We start from the raw sequence: 3531 nt of genomic DNA on the forward strand, positions 1-3531 counted from the left end.
TGAGCAACAACCGTATCGTCGAGGTGACCGAAGCGCAGGCCAGGCGGATACGCGCCAACCCTGCCTCGGTACGCTTGCAAGGCAACCCGCTGTCACCGGTTGCGCTTGAGCGATTGGCTGTCGAAGCCTTGCCACCTGCCGAGCCCCGGGCGATGGCGGGTGACCCCTGGTTCGAAGATATCGCTGAACAGTTCGTCGCAGATTGCAGGACCGAGTGGCAGGTGCTTCAGCTGGAGGGCGGCGGCAGCGGTTTCTTTGCCTTCCTCGAGGAGCTGCGCGGGTCAGACACATACGCCCGCAACCCGCGGGATATCAGGCGCCAGGTCAACGAGTTGCTCTGGGGCATGTATCGCCATGAGACTGTTCGGCAGACGTTGTTCGAGCTGGCGACCATGCCGCGCCGCATCACCAGCCTCGATGAAATGATCGTCGGCATGAAGCTGGCTTTGCGAACAGCGGGGCTGCGTGGAAGGCCCCTGGAGCGTGAACTACGTGACCTTGGGCGTGAGCTGTTCAGGCTCGAACAGGTCGATCGATATGCTGCCGCTCACATCGAGCGCCTGCGCCAGCGGGCTGAGCAATTCGATGAAAACGAGGTGTACCTGGCCTTCAGGACCGCGCTTGCCGAACCGTTAGGGCTGTTCGGCCAGCCCGAATACATGAACCTGGAGCATGTCCAGAGCGTGACGTCGGCCGAACTGATCGAGGCCGAAGCTGCAGTCTACGAGGCGGAGACGGCCGAAGTACTCGGCGGGTTTCTGGCCCGGCAACAGTTCTGGCAGGACCACGTGCGAAGCGCGTATGCCGATCGGTTTGCGGGTATGAGCCAGCTCGATCCAGCTCGGCGCAGCGCTGAGGAGCAGGCGTTGACGCTGAGCCTGGCCCGCGGCAACTACTGGACCTGGTATCGACTGCAACCCCCTTATGGCCCTGGGATCCGTGCTTTCGCTCATCTGTCGCGGGCGCTGGAGCAGAGCCTTGAAGCGTGGCACGGGCAGCCTGGGGACCCTGAGTATGCAGGGCGAAAACATCTCGCTGACCTGCTCCGCCAGTTATGGCAGTCGCATTATCACGATAATGCCGCGCCACTTGATACCAGTATCGAAGGGGTACTGCTAAGTACCCTGCCAGAACTGCCAGCGGGCATCATGTTCGATCGGCTGCGTGCCTTCTCGATATGTAACCAGCAGCTGTCGGTCATCGAAGCGGACTTCCTGCGGCGTTTTCCCAACATGGAAGACCTGGATTTGTCCGGCAACTGCCTGGCCGAACTGGACGGGCTCGAGCATCTGCCGCAGCTGCGCCGCCTGAACCTGGGTGGCAATCAGCTAGGGAGCCTGGCGGGCCTGCAGCATCTGAACCTGCTGACGGACCTGGACCTCAGTGGCAATCAGCTCGGTGAGCTGCCTGCCGCAGTCGAGCAGTTGGCGCAACTGAGCAACCTGGACCTGTCCTTCAACCGGATATCGGTGCTGGACGACCGCATCGCGCAGCTGTCAAACCTGGAGAGCCTGCACCTGCGCGGCAACGTGCTGGTCAGCCTGCCGGGTAGCCTTGGCCAGCTTACCGGCTTGCGAACGCTCGACCTTGGGGGCAACCGTCTGACAACGGTACCGGCCAACCTGAATCAACTGGGCAGGCTGACCCAGCTGTCACTTTACGACAACCTCATCACCCTGGACGCTGAAGGGCAATCACGGCTGGAGTGGTTTTCCCGTCTGGAAGTCCTTGGCCTGGGCCGCAACCCGCTGGGTGCCGCGCCGCAGTTGCGCTTCAATGTGCACCTGCGCTTTGTGTCGTTGCGCGCCACCGGCCTGCGCAGGGTTCCGCTTCGCCTACTGCAAAGTTACCCCGACATGATCGTGGATTTGCGGGAGAACCGGATCGCGACCCTGAGCGCAGAAGCCATGGAGTGGATCGAGGCGCACCCGTGGGCAGCCGACCTTGCTCAGAATCACCTGAGCGAGGCGACCATGGCGCGCATCCATGAGGCTTTGATGCGGTTACGTGAGGAGCAGGCCAGAGAAGACCAGCAGCCAGAGCCAAGCATGAAATCCCCGAGCAGGGGCGGTTGATACGGGCGGCAGTGACGCCTGCAAGAGAGCAGGCTGGCCCACCGGGCGGTGGGCCAGTCGGGTAACGATCAGCGGCGGCGGAACAGCGGCAGCGGCTCGTCGGTGGCGGCCTGGTAGGTCACCGAGAAGTCCTTCAGGCTTTGCAGCGCGTCTTCCGGGTCCTTGTCGGCACGGATGGCGAATGCATCGAAGCCGCAACGTGCCATGAAGAACAGCTGGTCGCGCAGCACGTCGCCAATGGCGCGCAGCTCGCCCTTGAACTTGTAGCGGTCCCGCAGCAGGCGCGCATTGGAGTAGCTGCGCCCGTCTGTGAAGGCCGGGAAGTTCAGCGCGATGACCTGGAAGTGCTGCACGTCCTCGCCGATTTCTTCCGCTTCCTGGTCGCTGTCCAGCCACACGCCCAGGCCGCCGTCGCGGACCTTGAGCACGTGGGCATGGTCGCGCCACATTTGCAGCGGGACGATGTAGTCGTCGCAGTTGGTCAGCTCGTCGAACGAGGTTTCCTTTGGCAGCAGGTGCCAGGTTTCGTCGACGATCTGGTTGTTCTTAATGATTCGCTGCATAGACGCGTTCCTTGAAGGGGTCGATGCCGATACGCTGGTAGGTGTCGATGAAACGCTCTTCCTCGGTACGTTGCTCGACGTACACGGCGATCAGCTTCTCGATCACATCGGCCATGGCATCCTGGGCGAAGGACGGGCCCAGGATCTTGCCCAGGCTCGCGCCGCGTGCGGCGTTGCCGCCCAGCGACACCTGGTAGAACTCCTCACCCTTCTTGTCCACGCCGAGGATGCCGATGTGACCCACGTGGTGGTGGCCGCAGGCGTTCATGCAGCCGGAGATGTTGAGGTCGATTTCACCGATGTCGAACAGGTAGTCCAGGTCGTCGAAACGGCGCTGGATGGACTCGGCGATCGGGATCGACTTGGCGTTGGCCAGCGAGCAGTAGTCACCGCCCGGGCAGCAGATGATGTCGGTCAGCAGGCCGATGTTCGGCGTGGCGAAGCCGCTCTCGCGCAGTTCCATCCACAGCGCGTGCAACTGGCGCTGCTCGACGTCGGCGAGGATGATGTTCTGCTCGTGCGAGGTGCGCAGGAAGCCGAAGCTGTAGCGCTCGGCCAGGTCCGCTACGGCGTCCAGCTGCTTGTCAGTGAGGTCGCCCGGCGCAACGCCGGTAGGTTTCAGCGACAGGGTCACGGCGACGTAGCCAGGGCGCTTGTGGGCGCGGGTGTTGCGCGAGCGCCAGCGGGCGAAGCCTGGAGTCTCGGCGTCCTGCGCGGCGTAGTCGATGTTTTCGAGCGCCAGGTATTCCGGGTCGACGAAGTGGCGCGACACGCGCTGTACTTCAGCCTCGGTCAGGGTGGTGTCGCCGCCACGCAGGTGGACCATTTCGGCCTCGACCTTTTCGGCAAACACTTCCGGGGTAAGGGCCTTGACCAGGATCTTGATCCGCGCC

At 63.2% G+C, this 3531-nt stretch carries 3 protein-coding genes; 1 reads left to right on the forward strand and 2 read right to left on the reverse strand.

Features of this window, described 5'->3' with window-relative positions; all coding sequences use genetic code 11:
* A partial coding sequence (locus HP546_RS27805) for an NEL-type E3 ubiquitin ligase domain-containing protein (RefSeq protein WP_172232300.1) occupies positions 1–2075 on the forward strand: 2075 nt, incomplete at its 5' end.
* A gap of 68 nt (positions 2076–2143) precedes the next feature.
* On the opposite strand, the gene HP546_RS27810 is transcribed toward HP546_RS27805, so the two are convergent.
* Both HP546_RS27810 and HP546_RS27815 read right to left on the reverse strand, forming a co-directional pair.
* Complete coding sequence (locus tag HP546_RS27810; RefSeq protein WP_172232303.1) at positions 2144–2638, reverse strand: DUF934 domain-containing protein; 495 nt, start codon at positions 2636–2638, stop codon at positions 2144–2146.
* A partial coding sequence (locus HP546_RS27815) for a nitrite/sulfite reductase (protein ID WP_172232306.1) occupies positions 2622–3531 on the reverse strand: 910 nt, incomplete at its 5' end. The genes HP546_RS27810 and HP546_RS27815, both read right to left, overlap by 17 nt.

This window comes from Pseudomonas sp. CM25 (assembly GCF_013179705.1).
Lineage (GTDB): Bacteria > Pseudomonadota > Gammaproteobacteria > Pseudomonadales > Pseudomonadaceae > Aquipseudomonas.

What these genes read in the sequence shown, in the direction of transcription:
- HP546_RS27810 (WP_172232303.1), bottom strand. Translation starts at nt 2,638, where the DNA reads ATGCAGCGAATCATTAAGAACAACCAGATCGTCGACGAAACCTGGCAC.